This window comes from Photobacterium sp. DNB22_13_2, assembly GCF_052873915.1.
Genome location: NZ_JBNNXU010000019.1, coordinates 23246 through 43308, shown reverse-complemented (window position 1 = coordinate 43308; position 20063 = coordinate 23246). Strand labels below are relative to the sequence as shown.

The 20063-nt window shown below is 49.9% G+C and carries 15 protein-coding genes; 12 read left to right on the top strand and 3 right to left on the bottom strand.

The window, feature by feature from the left end; all coding sequences use genetic code 11:
* Positions 1-45: 45 nt before the first annotated feature.
* Both ACVA58_RS21705 and ACVA58_RS21700 read right to left on the bottom strand, forming a co-directional pair.
* Positions 46-1296 carry a NupC/NupG family nucleoside CNT transporter gene (locus ACVA58_RS21705; protein ID WP_446512444.1) on the bottom strand — a complete coding sequence of 417 codons (1251 nt, stop codon included), beginning with the start codon at positions 1294-1296 and terminating at the stop codon, positions 46-48.
* Between the two features lie 388 nt (positions 1297-1684).
* Positions 1685-2338, bottom strand: a complete 654-nt coding sequence (locus ACVA58_RS21700; protein WP_446512443.1) for an energy-coupling factor ABC transporter permease — start codon at positions 2336-2338, stop codon at positions 1685-1687.
* Positions 2339-2646: 308 nt separating this feature from the next.
* Here ACVA58_RS21700 and ACVA58_RS21695 point away from each other — a divergent pair, with 308 nt between their 5' ends.
* From ACVA58_RS21695 to ACVA58_RS21680, 4 genes are all read left to right on the top strand, one after another.
* On the top strand, positions 2647-3147 hold the full coding sequence (locus tag ACVA58_RS21695; RefSeq protein ID WP_446512442.1) for a YfbU family protein: 501 nt from the start codon (positions 2647-2649) through the stop codon (positions 3145-3147).
* Positions 3148-3406: 259 nt separating this feature from the next.
* The gene (locus tag ACVA58_RS21690) at positions 3407-4675 is read left to right on the top strand and encodes an ABC transporter substrate-binding protein (protein WP_446512441.1); all 1269 of its coding nucleotides are present in this window, start codon (positions 3407-3409) and stop codon (positions 4673-4675) included.
* Positions 4672-7035 carry an ATP-binding protein gene (locus tag ACVA58_RS21685; RefSeq protein ID WP_446512440.1) on the top strand — a complete coding sequence of 788 codons (2364 nt, stop codon included), beginning with the start codon at positions 4672-4674 and terminating at the stop codon, positions 7033-7035. Before ACVA58_RS21690 ends, ACVA58_RS21685 begins: the two co-directional genes overlap by 4 nt.
* On the top strand, positions 7022-8293 hold the full coding sequence (locus ACVA58_RS21680) for a sigma-54-dependent transcriptional regulator (RefSeq protein WP_446512439.1): 1272 nt from the start codon (positions 7022-7024) through the stop codon (positions 8291-8293). Before ACVA58_RS21685 ends, ACVA58_RS21680 begins: the two co-directional genes overlap by 14 nt.
* Positions 8294-8348: 55 nt before the next feature.
* On the opposite strand, the gene ACVA58_RS21675 is transcribed toward ACVA58_RS21680, so the two are convergent.
* Entirely contained in the window at positions 8349-9377 is a 1029-nt protein-coding gene (locus tag ACVA58_RS21675) for a porin (RefSeq protein ID WP_446512438.1), read from the bottom strand.
* A gap of 320 nt (positions 9378-9697) precedes the next feature.
* Here ACVA58_RS21675 and rlmA point away from each other — a divergent pair, with 320 nt between their 5' ends.
* From rlmA to ACVA58_RS21635, 8 genes are all read left to right on the top strand, one after another.
* Positions 9698-10516: a 23S rRNA (guanine(745)-N(1))-methyltransferase gene (gene rlmA / locus ACVA58_RS21670; protein WP_446512437.1), complete on the top strand. Its 819-nt coding sequence runs from the start codon at positions 9698-9700 to the stop codon at positions 10514-10516.
* Between the two features lie 164 nt (positions 10517-10680).
* Positions 10681-11643: a ChaN family lipoprotein gene (locus ACVA58_RS21665; protein ID WP_446512436.1), complete on the top strand. Its 963-nt coding sequence runs from the start codon at positions 10681-10683 to the stop codon at positions 11641-11643.
* Between the two features lie 454 nt (positions 11644-12097).
* The gene (locus ACVA58_RS21660; RefSeq protein WP_446512504.1) at positions 12098-13066 is read left to right on the top strand and encodes an ABC transporter substrate-binding protein; all 969 of its coding nucleotides are present in this window, start codon (positions 12098-12100) and stop codon (positions 13064-13066) included.
* 63 nt (positions 13067-13129) lie between these two features.
* The gene (locus ACVA58_RS21655; RefSeq protein ID WP_446512435.1) at positions 13130-14059 is read left to right on the top strand and encodes an ABC transporter permease; all 930 of its coding nucleotides are present in this window, start codon (positions 13130-13132) and stop codon (positions 14057-14059) included.
* A 15-nt stretch (positions 14060-14074) separates the two neighbouring features.
* On the top strand, positions 14075-14869 hold the full coding sequence (locus tag ACVA58_RS21650; protein WP_446512434.1) for an ABC transporter ATP-binding protein: 795 nt from the start codon (positions 14075-14077) through the stop codon (positions 14867-14869).
* Between the two features lie 94 nt (positions 14870-14963).
* The gene (locus tag ACVA58_RS21645; RefSeq protein WP_446512433.1) at positions 14964-15266 is read left to right on the top strand and encodes a DUF6172 family protein; all 303 of its coding nucleotides are present in this window, start codon (positions 14964-14966) and stop codon (positions 15264-15266) included.
* Between the two features lie 340 nt (positions 15267-15606).
* Positions 15607-16908 carry an efflux RND transporter periplasmic adaptor subunit gene (locus ACVA58_RS21640; RefSeq protein WP_446512432.1) on the top strand — a complete coding sequence of 434 codons (1302 nt, stop codon included), beginning with the start codon at positions 15607-15609 and terminating at the stop codon, positions 16906-16908.
* The gene (locus ACVA58_RS21635; protein WP_446512431.1) at positions 16905-20060 is read left to right on the top strand and encodes an efflux RND transporter permease subunit; all 3156 of its coding nucleotides are present in this window, start codon (positions 16905-16907) and stop codon (positions 20058-20060) included. Before ACVA58_RS21640 ends, ACVA58_RS21635 begins: the two co-directional genes overlap by 4 nt.
* Positions 20061-20063: the final 3 nt, after the last annotated feature.

Genomic DNA, 20063 nt, shown 5'->3' with positions numbered 1-20063 from the left:
ACATAAAAAAACGCCAGCTTCCGCTGGCGTTTTTGTTTGTCCGGCTTACACCAAACTGATAAATAGCCCTGCTACCGTTGCATTGAGCAGGTTTGCTAAGGTCGCTGCCACCAAAGAGCGCATACCCAGTATTGCAATTTCATGATAACGGCTTGGTGCCATCACCCCGATACTTCCCAGCATCACGGCAATTGAGCCAAAGTTGGCAAAGCCACATAACGCAAAGGCAATAATCGCCTCAACGCGAGGCTCCAGTACGCCACTGGCAATCATAGGCGCAAGCTGCGAAAAGGCGACAAACTCGTTAATGGTCGTTTTGGTACCGAAGATAACCGCCATTTGCTGGGCAGAATCGAAATCCCAGATCCCCGCCATAAAGGCAAACGGCAAGAAAATATAGCCAAATATCACATCCAGACTCAGTTCAGGCATCCCGAACCAGCCTCCGACTCCGGATAGCATACCGTTGAACAACGCGATCAAGCCGACAAAAGCCAACAGCATGGCGCCAATATTCAAGGCAACCTGCATCCCCTGTGCAGCACCTTGCGCCGCCGCATCAATCACGTTCGCTGGGCGCTGTTGCTCCGACTCAGACTCCTCGACACAGGCATCGGCATCCTCGGTTTCCGGGATCATCAACTTGGCCATCATTAAGCCAGCAGGGGCTGCCATAAATGATGCCGCCAGCAGATATTCCAACGGGATCCCCATTTGGGCATAACCCACCAATACCGAGCCTGCAACCGATGCCATGCCACCAACCATCACGGCAAACAGTTGCGATCGGGTCATGGTTGGGAGGTATGGTCGAATCGTCAACGGTGCTTCAGAAATACCCAGGAAAATATTGGCCGTAGCAGAAATCGATTCCGGACGGCTAGTGCCTAGCACACGGGAGAGCGCACGACCAAGCGTATTCACGATCAATTGCATGATACCAAGGTAATAAAGCACCGATACCAAGGCCGAGAAAAACACCACCACCGGCAGCACCCGTAACGCAAGGACAAAACCATTACCACCGAATAGCTCGAACATCTTGTCAGACACTAAGCCGCCGAACAGGAAACCGATCCCGTGGTTACTGTAGCTGATCACTAATTGTACACCAGCAGAAAAATCAGACAGGGCTTCACGCCCAATCGTGCTGTATAACACAATCGCGGCAAACCCCATTTGGATTGCCAATGCGCCTAACACAGTACGCCAATTAATACGGTCACGTTGCTCAGAAAGGAAATAAGCCAAAACAATCAGCAGTAGAATACCGATCAGGCTAGATAGAAGTTGCATAAATATACTCATAGAAACAATCAGGCAGTGCCGCACCCTGAACCGTGCAGTCCAGAGCTGTTGGTTGTTCAAAACAAGCCGATCCAAAGTGCTTGGGGCGCTACCTAGGTACACCTCTGCCTAAAGAAAAAACCTCAGGCACCAAATGCACTCGATTTCCCTCTGCTTTGAATCCTTGCCTCCTGGCGGCATTTCGTTCGTATGAATGAAGAAAACGGGGATTCTCGCGCAATATGCGAGTGGGCACGGTTAACCGTGCAGAAAAACGCGCGAAGGTTAGCAGTTTTAAAACGAAGTTCAAGGTGTCTGGCACCAAGCGCTCCTGAAAGAATCAAAGCGAAGGAATATCCACCACCCACATTCAGCAAGCATCGACCTTCGGGCTAAACTATTGATTAAGGTAATCACTGTCATGAAATGTCCTTACCCATTGCGGCTGATAAACCACCAGCAAAGTAATCGCCATCCCGTTGAGCAATGCTTCGGGAAACAGTAACAGGGGTGTCAGTACCAAATAGTTATCGACAATATAGTGCCAGCTATACAGGCCGCTTAACCACATCACCCCACCATTAAGCATCTGATGTGCCGTAATAGTTAACGCGCCGTTAAGAAAAGCGGCCACGAAAATATAAATAAAAACATGACGAGCGAGGTAACGATAAGTCAGCCGAAATAGCAGAAAACTCAGCCAGACTGGAAAAATGACGGAAACCACAAGATAAACCCCAATGTCCGCAATCGGTAACAAGCCGAATACAGCTAACAACACCGATGGAATTACCCCTATCAAAGCGGCTATCCGCCAACCATGGCACAATGCTAACGTGGTTAATGCCAAAAAATGCACTTGCAGCCCATCGGCCAATCCTGCCTTGAGGCTCCAGAGCAGAAAAAGCACTAACATACTGGCCAATACCCAGTGCTGGTAGTCCTTATGAACACGAAACTTAGGCCAGAAATCCCTTGGAAAGCCCAATACGAGTATCACTGCCGAAGCCACAAAACCCGCTAATTGGAACCCACTCAACACACCTGACATCCTTTCCTCCACTTTTTGCCTATCTCTTTACAACTGATCGTTAGGTTGACTGATCCACTCCCCGACCAGACAGCAACGCAAACAATGTGCTTCAGTGCAATCATCTCAATCCAACAAGCCCTAAAACCCATGTAATAATTAAGGACATAGTTTAATTTTATCGCCTAATCATAATGGCTTTGGATAGACTTTATGCGATTAGTAATTTTTAACAAAAAAAAGTTAGCAAGACGTAACCAGATCAATTTTTTTTCGTTTTATCCTGTTAACCTCAATGCCAGCTCAATAAAAAATTAAGGCCTATCATTATGGAAATGACCAACGCGCAACGCCTGATCCTATCTAACCAGTATTACTTGATGTCCAAGCTCACGCCTGAGAACGAAACCAAGTACCGTCGTCTGCAAACTATTGTAGAACGCGGTTACGGCCTGCAAATGCGTGAACTGGATAAAGAGTTTGGTGACCTGCCTGAAGACAACTGCCGCGAAATCATCGACTTCATGGAAATGCATCACGCAATGCAAGAGTCTTACAAGATGCTGTCTGACGACAACCAGAGCCAGGTTGATCAGCGCCGTCTTCAATTCCTAGGCTTTGATGCCGCCTCTGAAGCACAGCATGTTCACTATGTTCGTTTCCTGACAGAGGAAGAAGGTCTGTACCCACAATTCGACAAAACCGAGCACATGTTTAACAGCCAAGTGCCAATGCTAGAAAAATACCAACGTATGCTACGCACATGGCGCAATTGTCCTCGTCAGTACCACTTGTCTACCGCTGAAATCCAGCAGGTACTGAACGCCTAATCTAGCGACGCTTTATTTCTCAAGCCGGAGCCTCCGCTCCGGCTTTTAACTGCTGCCCCTTGACATCCCCTGCCCCATAGTAAAAATGTGAGCCCGACCGATAAATGCTCGCAACTTGTGTCAACTTTGACCCTTAACCTGCATTGAACGTGGTAAAAGCGATAAACCACTAATAATTCAAATTATTAGCCCGTGATTGCACTACTCTTGGTGCCGTTTTCCCTGTATACAAAGAAACATTCTGGTTAGTTGATCTCCGATGATGAAACTTCTCTATGCCGTCATACTCTTTTTCTCGTTCTCTAGTTGGGCCAAACCTACTGATCAGCTGATCATCCTGACCACGTTTACCGTTGAGTCGCTGCAACCCATATTGAAGCAGTTTCAACAACAATACCCTGAAGTCCACTTCACAATACTCCATCGTCGGGAAACCTCCGGCCTGCGCTTGCTCAGTGATGAAGACCATGACATCGACATCGTAATCTCCTCTTCGCGATCACTGTTTACGCCGCTGATTGACGAAGATCGCTTGCTGCCGCTCAACGCATTGAACTTCGATTCGACGTTTCAGCAGCAACGTTTTATGCAAGACTCTATCGCCAATGTCGCTATCTTCGGCTATTCCGGTTACGGGCTCATGTGGAACAAGGACTACCTCAAGAAGCATAAACTGCCCGTACCGAACAAGTGGGAAAGCCTTGCCGATCCTCGCTACTTCCGTCATCTGGTGATGAGTAGCCCAGCCCGATCAGGTACAACCCATATCATGGTCGAGAACATCCTCCAGCATTATGGCTGGAAGAACGGTTGGCAATTACTGTTACAAATCGGCGGCAATCTATCGTCAATCTCGGCCCGCAGTTATGGCGTCAAGGACAGTATCGCCCGCGGATTGGCCGGTATTGGCCCGATCATTGACAGTTATGCCCATGAAAGCCAAAAGCTATTCCCCTTTATCCATTTTTCCTACCAGCCCAAAAGCCCGCTGATGCCCAGCTATGTCGCCGCGGTAAAGAATATCAACCAAGCAAGGCGCAGTATTGATTTTATTAAATTCTTGCTCTCAGACGACATCCAGCAAACCTTATCGACCAGCTCACTCAACAAATATGCCTTGCACCAGACCATGGCCCAGCCATTCGAAGTCACCTCGATTGACCACGAACTTATGGAAGAGCGTTCTATCTTGGTCAAGCAGCTGTTTGAGCAAAGCATCAACCGCCAGCTTATCCGGCTTAACCAAGCTTGGCAGCTGATCCACAAGGTCAAGCAACTTACCCCGCTGCCCCCGGAAGATCAGCGTCAGTACAACTTGGCTATCAAGCTGGCCTCTACACCACCGATCTCCGAAGCACAGTCACGAACCCCCCAGTTACGAAACGCGGTTACCATGTCGAGAACCGACATGCACACGGCGCACCTCATCAAGGAATGGCGTACCTTGATGGCCGAGCAACTCAATCAGGCCATCAGCATCTGCGAGCGGTTGCTTGATAACCACAAGCTGAGAGGTCAAATCGAATGAGGCTAGGCAATACCATTGGTAACCGCCTTATTGCGTCGATTACTTTCATGGCTTTTCTTACCATCGGTGTCAGCCTGATCGCCATCATCAACTGGGAAAGTCTGGACGATCAAATCCAGACCATGGTCGAGAAAAATATGCCGACCCTGCGGGCCAGTTACCAGCTGGAGCGCAACACTGCCGGCCTGCAAGCGGCTCTGAACTTACTCAGCAACAATACCGACCCTGTCCTTCATTCAGATTTGAAACAAAATATCAACAACAAGCTGGCCAAGATCAACGCGGCTATCGTGCAAACCGCTAGCCTAAAGTTCCACTCAGCCATCAAGAGTGAACACGACACCCTATTCAATGACATCAATGTCTATGCTGATCTGTTGTACCAGCGCAATACCCACCTTTATGTACTAGCGCAAACCGAAAGCAACATCAAATGGCTGCACCAAGACATGATTGACGAGCTTACACCCATCCGTCAGGAAGTTGAGTGGCAGCTGACCCGGATGTTGCCCAATGCTTTGGTATCGAGCACCATCAATGAAGTCATGACCGAGTTCTCTCTGCTGCAGGCCATCACCGTCAAGGAAAATGAGCTACACCAGTTGGTTCAAGAAATCATTTTGCAGCGACAGGAAAGGGATATTGGCAACGCCTTCTACTTCATTGGTTACAAAACTGAAGAAATCAGCCAAATGAGCCAAAGTTTGAGCCACTATTCCTCGACCGTTTCCTATCGACAGCTGCTCAATGAGCTCATTGCCTTGGTCGAGCCAGGCGGGATCTTAGAAACACAACTGCTAAAGGACGACAAGCTCTACCAGCAGATCACTGGGTACCAAGATAGGATCCAAGCCCAACTGGCTTATCAGGAAGAGCTTATTCTGACGATGGTGGAGCAAGAAGATGCCTCGCTCAATGTACTGAACGAGAAAACCCGTCAGGCGATTTCTATCAGTAATTTGATCTTGTTCGGCACCATGGTGATCACCTTGTTCCTGTCGGTAATGTTGTCGATTTACTTGGTAGGCCAGGGCATCGTCAAGCGCTTGAACCTCCTATCACAAGATCTCATGGCGGTAGCCAACAACCAACTTGACGCCCAAATACAAGTATCCGGTAATGACGAGATCGGCCAGTTGGGCGATAACCTGCGCCACTTTTGCCGCCAAATGCAGGAAATGCAGCAGAGCAATGCCCTAAACCTGATCAACAACACCCAGGCCAGTATCATTACCTGCAACCTTGAAGGCATTATCGAGTCGGTCAACCCCAGCGCCTTGAACCTGTTCGACAATATTGAAATGCCACAGAACCGGTCAATTTGGGAGCTTTTCAGCCCAACTATGCATGCCCGGTTGCAGTCCTTATTTACCGAAACCAGCCCGCTATTTAGTTTGGGGGGATGTAACCTCACCTTGAAGCAAAAGAAGGTCGACCAAGAAAACCTCTATTTGCGCTTGGACTTCCGCCTGTTTCAACAAGGCCAGAAAGAAAAAGTGATCATCACTATGACTGATATCACTGAGCAGGAAAAAGCCGCCCGCTGGTTGGAAAAAATGGTGAGGGAAAAAACCCACTCGCTCACCAGCCGCAACCGCCAGTTGAAATTGGAAATAGAAGATCGCAAGCGAGTGGAAGATGACTTGCGCGAGACTCAGGACGAGTTGATTCAAGCCGCGAAGATGGCGGTAGTCGGCCAGACAATGACTTCGCTGGCCCATGAGCTAAACCAGCCACTATCGGCGATTTCCACCCATATATTCACGGCCAAGCTGGCATTGGATAAACAACGACTGGATCAGCTACCGACTTCGCTGGCGAAGGTGGAAAACCTTGCCGCCCGGATGGGACGGATCATCGCCAGTCTGAAGAGCTTCTCCAAAAAACAATCATCTGATAATCCAATGAAGCAAGTAGAGCTCAACGCGTCGATCAAGCAAGCAATGATGATTGTAGAAAGCCGGGCCAAGGTGCAGCAAACGGAAATCCGCAACCAACTCACCGCTTCATGCTATTGCTACGCCGATCAGATCCAACTCGAGCAAGTGTTGGTCAACCTGCTGGTGAATAGCTGTGATGCCGTCGCTGGTTGCGAACAGCGCATCATCACTCTCGAATCCCTTGATTGTCAGGCTGGTCGATGTTGCTTGGCAGTCAGCGATAGCGGCAATGGATTTGCTGCCGAAATAATCGAAAAACTCTTTATACCATTTACAACAACAAAAGAGGTGGGACTGGGCCTTGGCCTAAGTATCTGCCGTTCAATCATGAACCGTCTTGATGGTGATATTTTCTTAGCCTCGAACCTACAAGGTGGTGCCATGGTCGTGTTGGAGCTTAAAAATTATGATAATGAATAATGATATCGAAGTACTAATCATTGATGATGATCAGGACGTGTTGGACTCATATCAGCAACTGCTTGAAATGTCAGGTTTTAAAGTCAAAGCCATTACAGACCCAACACTTGCGACTACCTTATTGCACAAAAACTGGCCCGGTGTTGTTGTGACCGACATGTATATGCCAGGTCTCAACGGGATGGATTTGCTGGAATATATCAAAAACCTTGATCCCGAACTGCCTGTTATCATGATCACGGGACACGGCGACATTCCGATGGCCGTCGATGCCGTCAAACGCGGCGCACTCGACTTCCTGCAAAAACCACTGCAGCCCGCAGAATTATTAGAATTACTCGGCAAGCACCTTCCAACTCGGAAAGCGGTGATCGAGCAGCGTGAGGCCATCGGCCAATCGACCAATGAAGTGTTGCTGGGAGAAAGCCCACTGGTGGTTAAGATCCGTGAAAAGGTCACCCAGATAGCCCTGACATCGAGAGATGTCCTCGTTGAAGGTGAAAACGGTACAGGCCGCCATACTGTGACTAAGCTGCTGCACCAGCACAGCCAGATGAACAAAGGGCCGTTCGTTGCCACCCTTGGCGGTAACATTACCTGTACTGCAGACCTGCAACGAGCGATGATTTCTGCCCGCAGCGGCAGCATCAGCCTTAGCGAGCCCCAAAGTATGCCATTGGAAACACAACAATGGTTGTGCCGCTTCTTGCTAGAGCAAGAGCGTCAAAACAAGAAGGAAGTCAGAGTATTGGCGATTACGGGTGCCAATCCTGAGGCATTGGTTGAGCAGGAAGTCTTACTGCCCGAGCTATTTTACTTCCTGAGCCAAGTTCGTTTCCAGTTGCCGCCTCTACGTCAGCGCGTCAGCGATATCGCCCCACTGTTCAAGTACTTCCTGAAGCAGAGTTGCCAGAAGCTCCACAAAGCGGTACCCGCTATCGACAAAGCCTATATCAACACGCTAAATCGCCACGAGTGGAGTGGGAATGTCCTTGAGCTGAAGAACGTGGCCGAGCTGTATGCGATTGGTATCGTTAAGCTGGCCGGGCAAGACCGAACCAAGCCGCTGGAGCATATGAGCAGCCCGCTTGATGATCTGGTCGATAGCTACGAGAAGCAGGTGATTGAAGATGCGCTGTATCTGTTTGCTGGCCGGATCAACGATGTCTCCAACTATCTCCAGATCCCGCGCAAGAAGTTGTATCTGAGAATGAAAAAACACAGTCTGGATAAAGCCGAATACAAAGCCCGGGGCTAACGGCTTACCCTAGACACGAATTAAGCCAGCACCTGCTGGCTTAATTCGTGTGTGACTAGTACTCGTAACGCAGCCCGAGGAACATGTAGTCATCGTCCGTGTTACCGGAGAAGCCATCTGACTGATTGTTTTTACCATCACGGAACACATAGCTGGCAAAGATAGATGAGCGAAGGGTTAACCGATATTGAGCTTCCAGCGTGGTATCGCTCAACTCAAGTTCATCACCGTCACTGTTTTCCAACCAACGGTAGCCACCACGTAGCACCCAGTCATCATTGACTTCGTAGACCGCAGTAAACTCAACCACTTCGTCTTTACTCTTGATCCCATTATTGAAATCCACTTCATCTTCAGAGTAAATCAGGCCTAGCACTAAATCACCGATGTAGTAGCTGGCACCGACACCCCAGATGTAATAGTCACGATTACTATCATCACCTTCGTCAACCTGATAAACCGCAACAGGCGCTAACTTACCTGCATCACCCATGTTGAAGGTATAGCGCAGCGCGATGTTATAACCGGTATCCAAATCTGACTCGCTGTTACCGAGAATGTATGCCACCGACACATCAAAGTAGTCGTAACTATTTTGGTATTGCAGGGTACCGTCTTGACGGAACACTTGAGTTGCGGTGCTATCTACCCTGTCCACCTGCCTTGCAATCGCAATATCCGAACCGGCGAACACATCGACAATATCGGTAAACATAATCAAGCCTGAAGCCACACGGCCACCAGTGTATTTACCATATTCTGAGGCATCAATTCCCGCCCACACATAACGGGCAGTAAAACTGTCATTCCCCTTGCCGGCATTCGCTCCTTCGGCAGCGTTTACCTGGTACTCCGCCCAGCCAATCACCGACACATCATCATTGACCGTTTGTGATCCACCGAGCCCGACTCGGGCGTCGAATTTACCTTCGACATCACTGGACCCTTTATCGGTAACGTTAAAAGCCAAACGGCCATAAACATCGATGGTCGAGCCATCATCACCTTGGAAAATGGTCCCTGCCTGGGCGTACCCTGTACCTAGTAACGCCGACACTGCCACTGCTAATGCTACTCTTTTCATGTTCAACTCCTGTTGTACATTTTTATTGTCAAGGCCGTCATTTGCCCCGTAAAAAGCACTGCCATTCTTTGAACGCTAAATGCAAAAGATATAAATCAAGCACTTAATTGCGCTTAACTAGCATAGTACAGATAGGGAAATGTTGAATAATTGTTGGATATTTATTGAACTTTTATGCACAGGAGAGAATGAATAACAAAATAAGAGCTACAGCCTTAGTGACAGAGCCACGTAATCAGTATCCTGATCCCCCCGTGCTTGCAGGTGTATACAGGGGGCGTTTACAATGTTCGACTTACTCCATAAGTTCGGTAACACCTATGCCATACCAATGCCCTCTCTGCCACCAGCCGCTGACCCAACAAGACAATACGTGGAAATGCGCCAGTAACCACCAGTTTGATCAGGCCAAGGAAGGGTATGTAAACTTGATGCCGGCACATCACAAGGGTTCAAAAAACCCGGGTGATAACAAAGAGATGATGCAGGCAAGACGCCTGTTCCTCGATGCCGGTCACTATGATCCAATGCGCCAACTAGTCATTGACAAGTTAGAACAACACCTAGCAAAAGATGCCGAGCAAATACTGGATATTGGTTGTGGCGAGGGATATTACACCTCAGGTATTGCCGCGGCATTGGCATCGCACCCGGTTTTGGAAATACATGGCTTGGATATTTCAAAAGTGGCCGTTCGCTACGCGGCCAAACGCTACCCGACCTGTCATTTCTGTGTCGCTTCCAGCCACCGCCTGCCTTTCTCCGACCACTCTTTAGATGGCATGGTACGCATTTATGCGCCATGCAAAAACGAAGAGCTAAAGCGTACGATTAAAACTGGCGGCATTATTGTGACGGTTACCCCGGCAGCCCGTCACCTGTACCAATTAAAAGAGCTGATTTATGACGGTGTGCGACTTCATGATATGGCAGACGAAAATATCGATGGCTTTGAACTTATCGATCAAACCCAACTCCACTACGACATGACACTCAACGGCGAAGAAGCTACAGCGCTGATGCAGATGACGCCATTTGCGTGGAAAACCAGTGACACAGTCTGGCAACAACTGGCAGCAAGCGAGCAGTTCCGTTGCGAAGCCGATTTCGCGATTAGGGTTTATCAGCGACAGTCTTAACAGCCATTGACTTTCGTCAAATGGCCGCAACCAAATGATAGTAGTTATTAATTGCAATTGATAACTACTATCAACTCATCTATCATCACAGCCTCTATACTTAATGTTCTGTTTGTCGTGTAATTTTTACTCGGCTTTCCCCAACTCACTGTGATTTGATGCCCATGAAGAAATGGCTTTCCCTCGGCCTTGCTAGCTTAATGTTCGGCTGCACCTCCCATACCGATGTTACTGATATGAACGACAGCATGTCCCAGCCGCTGCCAACCATGTACGACTCGACGATCCTTTCACCACAAGGGCACTCTATGACCCTTACCCAGCTCGCCGGAGCACTTAAAGATGCTGATATTGTGCTGGTTGGTGAATGGCACGGCCACCCTGGAGCGCATTTGATGCAGGCCCGCCTTTTTGCTGCCCTTTACCAACAGAACCCTGATATGGCCCTATCAATGGAGCAGTTCACCCGGGATAAGCAGCATGTCGTCAATCAATATTTAAATGGTGAAATCGGCGAGAAAACCCTGATCAAAGAAGGAAACGCCTGGCCTAACTACAGTAGCGACTACCGCTCTTTGGTTGAGTTCGCCAAGATGAATCAGCTCGATGTGATTGCTGCCAACGCCCCGAAACCCATTGTTCGTTGCATCGGCCAGCAAGGCGAAGGTTATTTGGCACGACTACCAGCCACTGAACGCAAGTGGGTCGCCGAACAATTAACATTGGGTGATGATGCCTACCATGAGAAATTCAACGCATCGATGCACCATGGCGATGAAGAAAAGACCAAACGCCAGTTTGCTGCCCAAACCGCTTGGGATGACACCATGGCCGAAAGCATGGTGGATTACCTTGCCCTTCACCCCGGCAAGCAAATTATTCATGTCGCCGGACGCTTTCATGTGGCGGAAGGTTTAGGCACCGCTTCGCGGATCACTGCACGCAACCCGGATCTGAATGTCATGATGGTGACGCCAGTTACCGACAAAGCCAACGTGGCAGCAGGATCACCTGATTTTACTTTTCAGGTCATGCAACTACCGACAACCTATGTCGATAAAGACAAAATGCATGCGGCGATGAAAGAGATTTACGGCAGGAATAAAACATTGCAGTGCTATGAATAACAGCAAGAAAAACCAATAGCCTAGAAAAGAACAGACCCCACCGGCGGCCAAGCTTGTGGGGTCATAGGGAGAGATACAGCTAATATCTCATAGCGCTTATTATCTCGTACCCGACCTGACCCTTCACTGAACACCTGCCTCTCTACATTATGATCTGTGGCACAGATTTTCGTAGCGTCACTAACGCATATCAGAAAACAACTCACCACTGGCTACAAAAATATCAATAAAGCATAATTGACCATTTATTCTCCAGCAACCCAGCTAGCAACGGAAACTCCCGCCACCAAACAATCACTCTCACTATTTAATCATTGTGATATAGCACGATCGACCACAGCAATGTTAAGCGTATGTTAAAAGCCGTATGTCATTTTAAGCCACGATGCGATAAAACATTATGCTAAGCAACAATTTGAACAGCGCGAAACCAACAGGGAGTGTGATAATGGGTATGAAAAACAATAAACTACTAACAGCCATCTGGGTCGCCGCCTCATTGAGCATGGCATCAACAGCCGCTGTGGCTGATGTGGCAAAAGTGGCGGTCTCACAAATCGTTGAGCACCCTGCATTGGATGCTGCGCGCAATGGCTTGCTCGATGGCTTGAAACAGAAAGGATATGTCGAGGGCGAGAATCTAGAGTTCAGCTATCAGACAGCACAAGGTAACCCGGCGATTGCAGTGCAGATTGCCAAACAATTCGTTGGCGAACGTCCCGATGTACTGGTGGGTATTGCCACCCCCACAGCCCAGGCGCTGGCGGCTTCCACCCGCTCTATTCCCGTCGTCTTTACCGCTGTGACCGATCCGGTCGGCGCCAAGCTAGTCAAAGATATGAGCAAGCCAGCCCGCAATGTTACAGGTTTATCCGATCTCTCACCGGTAGCCCAACACGTGGCACTGATGCAGGAACTATTGCCTGAAATGAACACCATAGGGGTCGTATTCAACCCGGGAGAAGCCAACGCGGTAGCCCTTGTTCAACTGCTCCGTGCAGCTGCCAAAGACAAAGGCCTGAAGGTGATCGAAGGCACGGCTTTGAAAAGTGCCGATGTCCAATCAGCCGCCCAAATTATCGCTTCCAAAGCTGACGTAATTTACGCTCCAACTGATAATACTGTAGCCAGTGCGATTGATGGATTGGTCAATGCCGGCAACCAAGCCAACACACCAATTGTTGGTGCGTCGACAACCTATATTGAAAACGGTGCCATCGCAGCCCTCGGCTTCGACTACTACCAAGTCGGCGTGCAAACGGCTGATTATGTTGATGCCTTGCTTAAAGGAAAAAAAATCTCTGATCTTCCCGTAAAAGTGGCGAAAGGGTCCGATCTGGCGCTCAACCAGAAAGCAGCGGATAAACTAGGAATCACCTTCCCTGCTGCGGTACTTGAGCGAGCAACTTCAATAGAAAAGTAATAGGCTAGGTTCTGGGCAGGATGCCCGATAACAACATCATTCATAAAGACAAGGAGAATAAGGATGTCTTTCTTTGCCTTTCTCGGGACACTCGAGATCGGGTTGGTCTATGGGTTGGTTGCCCTTGGAGTATACCTAACGTTCCGTATTCTAGATTTTCCCGATCTTTCAGTCGATGGCAGTTTTCCTATGGGGGCGGCAGTCGCGGCGACCGCCATTATTGCCGGTTTCAATCCTTGGGCAGCAACCTTTCTGGCCATTGCTGCTGGCGGGCTTTGCGGGCTGGTAACTGCCTTCCTAGCGGTTCGCTGCGGGATCTTGCACCTCCTAGCCAGTATTCTAACCATGATTGCCACTTTCTCGATTAATATCCGGATCATGGGCAGTCCTAATCTCTCCCTGCTGGGTGAAGATACCTTGTTCACCCCATTTGAAATGCTCGCTTTTGATTATGGCTTCGACGAAGGCATTATCCGTCTGATGATTGTGCTTGCCCTCGTGATCGCCAGCGCTTGGTTTATCACACGATTGCTCGCCAGCGACTTCGGCCTTGGCCTGCGAGCAACTGGGGTAAATAGCCGCATGGTCAATGCTCAGGGGGGCAATACCGCCCTGTATACCTACTTCGGGTTGGCCTTATCCAACGGGCTGGTCGGATTTTCCGGCGCCTTGTTTGCCCAAACCAATAGCTTTGCCGACGTTACCTCGGGCGTTGGCACCATAGTGGTAGGCCTTGCTGCAGTGATCCTCGGCCAAACCCTGCTTCCCGGCCGGAAAATCTGGGTTGCTGTCGTTGCGGTGATCCTTGGGTCCATTCTTTATCGCTTGGCTGTCGCCTTTGCCCTCAGCAGCGGGATGTTTGGCCTGCAGGCCTCGGATCTCAACCTGATCACTGCCCTGCTGGTTGCCGTAGCCCTGATCGCCCCGCGCATGAAAGGGCAATGGGTTCGTAACAAGAAAAAGCCATCCGCAGCCACCAAAAAGTTAGCGTAGGACGTTGAGGTAAGCATGATTGAACTAAACAATATCCGTGTAACCTTCAACGAAGGCACCATTCTGGAAAACCAAGCGCTCAAGGGCGTATCACTCACAGTGCCGGAAAAGCAGTTTGTTACTGTGATTGGCTCTAACGGGGCCGGTAAGTCCACCCTATTAGGTGCGGTTAGCGGCGAGACCCCGATGGTCGGCGGACAGGTACTGATTGACAATATCGATGTCACCCAAAAAAGTGTCCACCAGCGGGCCCAGTACGCCGCTCGGGTGTTCCAAGACCCGCTAGCCGGCACCTGTGGTTCGCTCACCATTGAAGAAAATATGGCGCTGGCCTACAAACGTGGCAGTCAGCGTAGTTGGAAGCTGGCTCTGTCGTCAAAGCGGCGCAAGCTGTTTCAGGATCGGATCAGTATCTTAGGTCTCGGCCTTGAGGACCGCTTGGGTGATAGCATCGGACTGTTGTCCGGCGGGCAGCGCCAAGCTGTCAGCTTGGTGATGGCTACACTGGCAGACAGTAAGCTGCTACTGCTCGATGAGCATACCGCTGCCTTGGATCCCAGAATGGCCGCCTTTGTGCTGGCACTGACCAATAAAGTGGTTGAGGAATTCAACCTTACCGTCATGATGGTCACCCACTCGATGAAGGATGCGCTAGCCTATGGCGAGCGAACTGTAATGCTCCATCAGGGAGAAGTCGTTCTTGATGTGGCTGGTGAGACACGCAGCCAGATGGGCGTGAAAGATCTGTTGGAGATGTTCAGTAAAGTCCGGGGGGAAGAATTGGCTGATGATAGCCTGCTATTAAACTAGCGATAAAATTGCTATTCGCGGCCAGCGTCAAATTAAAGTAAAATACACATCGTGCCCAGCGTGTTCTGGGCCCTTTTTGATTTTTAGGAAAACGATGAAAAAAACATTTGCCTTAACTCACCCAAAAAAAGCGGTTCCGCGCGTTGTCGAAGCAGTCAAGCACGAGGTAAAGAAATACCTCAAGCGTGAACGTAACAAATCCCTTCCAGCTGGTGCTGATTACTGGGATTTCGACTGTAAGTTTGGTCATACCGAGCAGGAAGCAAAGGTTATCCACGTTAAAGAAATCAATAAGTGCATTGACGAAGCCGAAACACTGGCGTTAGAGTCATTCTACTTGGAAATCCTGGCCAAGCCGGGTGTTCGCGCCAAGCGAGAAGTTGAAGACGAAGAGTAATCACCGTTTTCAAGACAAAGCCACAATCGCAGTGGCTTTGTCTGCCTCCCCCTTTCAACTACGCTTTTGATCGCTACCTCTTCAGTTATTTCCCTCTTAACAAATTCACCTACTTATTAGCGAGCTATAGGGCCATGACGAGTAACAATCGTTGAGCCTAAATGGTTATACCAACCGACATAAATATTTAATTAGTATTGCTAGTCAAAATCGCTGTTTTCCAGCGCAATAACTTGATCAACGACTTATCCAGATTGGTATTAGAAGTAAAATTCACCCACTTACATACATTCATGAATGTATTTAAAATAAAGCGATTGTCGCTACCCAGAGAATAACCATGAAACTTCGTTCGCTAACTACCAAGGCATGGCTCATGTTCCCCATCGGCTTGCTTTTGCTGACTGGCTACCGGTTTTCACAATTGGAAGACACCAACCAGATCCTTCCCCCACCTCAACCGGTGAAAGTCCAAACAGAGAAAATCACGCCAGAACTACTAACGGGGTGGTCCTTCTCCGAAGGGACAGTGCAAGCCTATCGCAAGGCATTCCTCGATTTCGAAATGCCGGGCAAAGTCGTCACCATAGGTGAACTGGAAAACGGCACCCAGCTTCGGGAAGGGGCACGTGTCTTCGGTCCTGACAAGGCGATCAAACGCGGCCAGCTCCTAGCACAAATCGACAGCCGCCAGAACTCGGCATCAGTAAAAGCACTCGAAGCCCGCCTGCAAGCAGTACGCGCCCAAAAACAAGAGGCCCAGGCTCGCCTACAACAGGCAGAGAATGATCTCGCCCTTTCCCAACAAAACTTTGCCAGGATGGAAGAGGTCTATGAGCGCGGTGTAATCTCTCAGGATGAATTCGAACGCAACAAAACCGCTCTACTTAATGCCCATTCAGCCGTTACCATGAACATTAGCGCACTGGAGGCCATTGAATCAGACATTCTGAGTGTATCTGCTGATATTAACCGTGAAACGGTTAGCCTTGAAAAAACCAGTTTATTTGCCCCATTCGATGGCTATATTGCCGCAATGAATATCCGCGAGGATAACCACTACTACCCTCCAGCAGGGATCACATCAAACCGCGATCGCGAAGCCAGCAGTGCCATTGTGGTGGTTGATGACAGCTTGCTAGAAATCCAACTGGAGCTGCCAGTTGAAGATGCCCGCCAACTAAAAGAAGGCCAAACCGTTTATCTCGCAAGCGACAACGCCATCCTGTACCGAGCAGAAGAAAACCATTTCCAAGGTAACGAGGTCGTAACGGGGACTATCTGGTCGGTGAGCCCGACGATCAACCTTCAGCGCCGCTCACAAAGTGTCAAAGTACGTGTACTAAACGAGGATCAGGAACTCATCGACGGTGAATTCGTTCGGGCCTGGATAGCCGCGACCGTCGTTGAAAATGCAGTGTCACTGCCAATCTACGCGATATCGTTCCGTGGTGGCAATGCCTTTGCGTTTGTCGTCAATAGCGATAACCACGTCGAAGAACGCCAGCTTTCCCTCGGCCTGCAGGGGCTGCGTCGTATCGAGGTACTTAGCGGCCTCAAACCGGATGAGCAAGTCGTCACCCGAGGCCAGCACCTACTGGTAAACGGTAGCGCTGTTGAGGTAGTAGGAGCTACTCGATGAGGCCGATTGCACGCAAACTCTTTGTCCAAACCTTGGTTGCCCGTCTGCTATTAGGCATGGTAGTGCTGGCAGGGTTGTTGTCGTACAACAACATGGTACGAGAGAACTATCCCGATCTCGAAATTCCCCAAGCCATCGTGATGACCTTCTGGCCAGGCGCTGCGCCTGAACAAATCGAGAAAGAGATCACCAAGCACCTTGAAGATGAAATCCGCAGCTTGAAAGGGCTGAAGTCATTCTCTAGTGGGTCATACAACTCCTACTCGATTGTCGCGGTAGAATTTGATGCCGACATGCCGATGAGTGAGTCGATGCAACTGCTGCGCGCTGCCGTTGATAAAGCCGAGGCGGAATTCCCAGCCGACGGCAGCATTGAAAAGCCCGATATCGAAGAAATGTCAGTCTCCAATATGCCAGTGATCAGCTGGGTATTAAGTGGTGATGTCGATGATATTTTACTGTCGGATACCGCTAAACGGCTGGAGACCCAGTTTGAAAACCTGCCATTGGTCAAAAAAGTTAACCTCAATGGTATGCGCGAGAAGAGCCTGCATGTACGGCTAAGAATGGACAGGTTAAGAGATCTTGGGATCTCCCCCCTATTGGTTCGCGATCGCTTGCAAAATGCCAACCACGATATGGCTTGGGGAGAGTTCGAATCTGACGAAAACACCTTTAATCTCTACTTGTCCGGCCGTTTCGTTACCGTCGATCAAGTGCGCCAACTCCCGATCACCCGCCTGAGTGATAATCGTCCAGTAAGATTGGGGGAAGTAGCCGAAGTCAGCCACCGCCTTGATCGCGAAGTCAGCCGAACTTTCTTTAGCGTCAACAACCAAGCCTACGAACCGGGGATAACCCTTGATGTGCTAAAGCATCCAGGGGCTGATACCTTTGCCGTTATCGCGTCAACCCAGCAAATGGTCGATCAGCTCACCACCCGCTCTGATTGGCCCCAAGGGCTATCCCTGTCCCGGGTAAGTGACGACGGTGAGTTAATTGAGTTGGCGTTCAACGATATCTCAAGTTCGATGCAACAAGCCGTCGTGATCGTGTTTATCGTGTTGATGCTGCTACTCAGCTGGCGCGAAGCCTTGGTTGCCGGTATCGCTCTGCCTGTCACCCTGCTGGCGACGTTGGCCGTGATGGCAAGCTTTGGCTACTCCTTCAACTCTATGATCATGATCGGCATGGTATTGGCGCTCGGCCTGATGGTGGATGTCTATATCCTGGTGATGGAAGGGATGCACGAAGGGCTTTATGTCAAGAAGCTCCCGTTTGCAGAAGCCGCGCTCGATACTGTTCGCCAATTCATCTTGCCAGCGAGCGCAGGACAGCTCACAACGATTTTGGCCATGGTGCCGATGATGATGGTGGGAGGGATTGACGGTAAGTTTATTCGCATTCTGCCTATCACCATCACCGTCACCTTGCTGATCAGCCTGTTCATCGCCTTTCTGATCTGTATCCCGCTGTCGCGCTACATGCTCGAAAAGGCCGCCGACAACGACAAAGAGCTGCTGATCGACAAAATGTCCAGCCGCTACCGACACCAACTGCGCCGTTGGCTGGCTACTTATGTACTCAAGAGTAAGCGCCGTGCTGGGGTTTGGGTTGGCGGTACACTGGTTCTCTTCATTGCCAGTATCATGCTGGTTGGCCTGATGCCTTCGGAAATGTACCCAGAATCCGACGATCGAAAAATCGGGGTATCACTGGTACTCGCTCCCGACTCGACACTAGAGCAATCACAACGCGCTGCAAATAAGGCAGGTGAGTTCTTGCGTCAGCAGCCTTGGATCGAGAAAGTCATTACCTATGTCGGCGCCAAAAGCCCGATGACAACCGCTTCGCTCAACGATGCCCTATTGCCATCCCAAGAGTGGAACCAGGTGGGTTTCAGCCTGACCCTTTATCCGAAAGATCAACGCGATAAGTTATCATTCGAATATCTGGAGGAAATCCGCGACGGCATCCAGCAAGCGTTACACGACGAACCCGGTATCGAGGTATCTCTGGTTCACATCGGTGGTAACCCAGATACCTCAGCACCGATCCAAATTGATTTAATTGGGCCTGATTATAACCAGTTGATTGCCAATGCCGCCGCAGTCAAAGCCGCACTGGCACAGGTGCCGGGTAGTAGCGACATCAACGACAACCTGGGTCCTGCCCGTTATGAGGTACGCTTTCACTTCAAGCACGAAATGCTGAGCTTCCACCAACTGTCTGAATCTGAAGTCTCACAGCAGATCCGAGTGGCAATGGAGCAAGACGAAATTGGTCACTTCAAGATTGAAGGTATTGATGACGACGCCAAGATGCGCCTCAGCGTATTGTGGCCAAGCCGCGGTGACAGTCTTGGCGGCCCCCGCCATTTGTCGGAAATGCAGTTACTCCACATCATCAGCCAGGATGGCCGAGCCGTGCCACTGACCGATCTGGTTGATTACCAAATCGTCGAAACACCGCGGGTCTTCGTCCACAAGGAAGGTCAGCGGGCTGTTACCGTAGCCTCACGAACGGAAGGGCGAACTGCCGGCGAGGTGATCACGTTATTGATCCCTCAGTTGGAGCAGTTGCAAGCTCAATGGCCGAACGGCTATTACTATCAGCTCGGTGGTGAAATGGCTAAAGCCGACGAGAGTTACAGCGCGATGGGAACAGCCTTTGTGCTGGCCATGTGCTCGATCTTCGTGTTGCTGGCACTGATGTTCAACTCGTTTGCCCAACCGGCAATTATCCTGCTGATTGTGCCGCTCGCGTTGATGGGAACCTTCTTCGGTTACTTCCTCTCAGGCACCGCGATGTCGTTCTCGGGACTGATCGGTATCGTATCGCTCGCGGGGATAGCGGTGAATAACGGTATCGTGTTGGTCGATACCATGAATCGCCATCTCAAGCGAGGCGGGTCTGTCGCCCAAGCAGCAGCCTATGGCGCCGCTGAACGCCTAAGGCCGATACTGAGTACCAGCTTGACGACTATCCTGAGCCTATTGCCGTTGGCATACAGTGATCCGCAGTGGTACCCACTATGTATGGCGATTATCTATGGCTTGGTTGCATCGACGATTATTGCCATTGTAATAATCCCCGCGTTGTATATTCTTTTGACCAAACCATTAGGTAGCCCAGTAACACAAAGTGCCTAATTG

Excerpts from the sequence above, each read along its gene's own strand:
- ACVA58_RS21705 (WP_446512444.1), bottom strand. The coding sequence starts at position 1,296 with ATGCAACTTCTATCTAGCCTGATCGGTATTCTACTGCTGATTGTTTTG.
- ACVA58_RS21700 (WP_446512443.1), bottom strand. The coding sequence starts at position 2,338 with ATGTCAGGTGTGTTGAGTGGGTTCCAATTAGCGGGTTTTGTGGCTTCG.
- ACVA58_RS21695 (WP_446512442.1), top strand. The coding sequence starts at position 2,647 with ATGGAAATGACCAACGCGCAACGCCTGATCCTATCTAACCAGTATTAC.
- ACVA58_RS21690 (WP_446512441.1), top strand. The coding sequence starts at position 3,407 with ATGATGAAACTTCTCTATGCCGTCATACTCTTTTTCTCGTTCTCTAGT.
- ACVA58_RS21685 (WP_446512440.1), top strand. The coding sequence starts at position 4,672 with ATGAGGCTAGGCAATACCATTGGTAACCGCCTTATTGCGTCGATTACT.
- ACVA58_RS21680 (WP_446512439.1), top strand. The coding sequence starts at position 7,022 with ATGATAATGAATAATGATATCGAAGTACTAATCATTGATGATGATCAG.
- ACVA58_RS21675 (WP_446512438.1), bottom strand. The coding sequence starts at position 9,377 with ATGAAAAGAGTAGCATTAGCAGTGGCAGTGTCGGCGTTACTAGGTACA.
- rlmA (WP_446512437.1), top strand. The coding sequence starts at position 9,698 with ATGCCATACCAATGCCCTCTCTGCCACCAGCCGCTGACCCAACAAGAC.
- ACVA58_RS21665 (WP_446512436.1), top strand. The coding sequence starts at position 10,681 with ATGAAGAAATGGCTTTCCCTCGGCCTTGCTAGCTTAATGTTCGGCTGC.
- ACVA58_RS21660 (WP_446512504.1), top strand. The coding sequence starts at position 12,098 with ATGAAAAACAATAAACTACTAACAGCCATCTGGGTCGCCGCCTCATTG.
- ACVA58_RS21655 (WP_446512435.1), top strand. The coding sequence starts at position 13,130 with ATGTCTTTCTTTGCCTTTCTCGGGACACTCGAGATCGGGTTGGTCTAT.
- ACVA58_RS21650 (WP_446512434.1), top strand. The coding sequence starts at position 14,075 with ATGATTGAACTAAACAATATCCGTGTAACCTTCAACGAAGGCACCATT.
- ACVA58_RS21645 (WP_446512433.1), top strand. The coding sequence starts at position 14,964 with ATGAAAAAAACATTTGCCTTAACTCACCCAAAAAAAGCGGTTCCGCGC.
- ACVA58_RS21640 (WP_446512432.1), top strand. The coding sequence starts at position 15,607 with ATGAAACTTCGTTCGCTAACTACCAAGGCATGGCTCATGTTCCCCATC.
- ACVA58_RS21635 (WP_446512431.1), top strand. The coding sequence starts at position 16,905 with ATGAGGCCGATTGCACGCAAACTCTTTGTCCAAACCTTGGTTGCCCGT.